This is a genomic window from Streptomyces sp. CO7 (genome assembly GCF_053474865.1).
Genome location: NZ_JBRIOU010000009.1, coordinates 324779 through 325902, shown reverse-complemented (window position 1 = coordinate 325902; position 1124 = coordinate 324779). Strand labels below are relative to the sequence as shown.

1 protein-coding gene is annotated in these 1124 nt (G+C 73.0%); it reads left to right on the top strand.

The features are described 5' to 3' along the window. Window positions 1–278 precede the first annotated feature (278 nt). Window positions 279–962 (top strand): uracil-DNA glycosylase, encoded by a 684-nt coding sequence (locus ACOV8S_RS28090; RefSeq protein ID WP_448321280.1) that lies wholly within the window; start codon window positions 279–281, stop codon window positions 960–962. The last annotated feature ends 162 nt before the right edge of the window (window positions 963–1124 follow it).

Sequence of the window (1124 nt, the reverse complement as noted above, 5' to 3'; positions counted from 1 at the left end):
GTCGGTGACGAACCGCTTGGGCTCCAGGCGGGTGAGCAGCCGCAGCGACTGCGCGTTGCCCTCGAAGCCGCCGCAGTCGGCGGCGAACTCGTCCAGCACCTGCTCGCCGTTGTGCCCGAACGGCGGGGGGGCGGGGGCGGGGGGGGGGGCCCCGGCGCCGCCGCCGTGTGCCGGCCCGCCGTCCGCGCCCCGCGCGCGCCCCGGGGCGCCGGTACGGTTGTCGGTGGGCGGCTGTAGGTTCCAGACCTGGAAGTGACCGCACACCGGAGGACGTTGACGTGACCGACATCGCCATGCTGCCCGAGTCCTGGCGCGGGGTACTGGGCGGCGAACTGGAACAGCCCTACTTCAAGGAGCTGACCGAGTTCGTCGAGAAGGAGCGGGCGAACGGCCCCGTCTACCCGCCCCGCGAGGAGGTCTTCGCGGCCCTCGAGGCGACGCCGTACGACAAGGTCAAGGTCCTCGTCCTCGGCCAGGACCCGTACCACGGCCCCGGCCAGGGCCACGGCCTGTGCTTCTCCGTGCGCCCGGGGGTGCGGACGCCCCCGTCGCTGCGGAACATCTACAAGGAGATGCAGGCCGAGCTCGGCCACCCGATCCCCGACAACGGCTACCTGATGCCGTGGGCCGAGCAGGGCGTGCTGCTGCTCAACGCGGTCCTCACGGTCCGCGAGAGCGAGCCCAACTCGCACAAGGGCAAGGGCTGGGAGAAGTTCACCGACGCGGTGATCCGCGCGGTCGTCAAGCGGCCCGACCCGGCCGTCTTCGTCCTGTGGGGCGCCTACGCCCAGAAGAAGCTGCCGCTGATCGACGAGAGCCGGCACGCGGTGGTGAAGGGCGCGCACCCCTCGCCGCTGTCCGCCAAGAAGTTCTTCGGATCGCGCCCCTTCACCCAGATCGACGAGGCGATCGCGGCCCAGGGCCACGAGCCGATCGACTGGCGCATCCCTGACCTGGGCTGACGCCTGCCCGGGGCGACGCCTGGCTGAGGCAGACGCCTGCCTCTGCCGACGCCGACCGTGCCTGACGCCGACCGTGCCTGACGCCGACCGGCGCACGGCCGGACGCGTTCCCGCCTCCGGTGCCGCTCGGTTCCACTGCCGTCGCCCGCGCCGCCCCGGCTC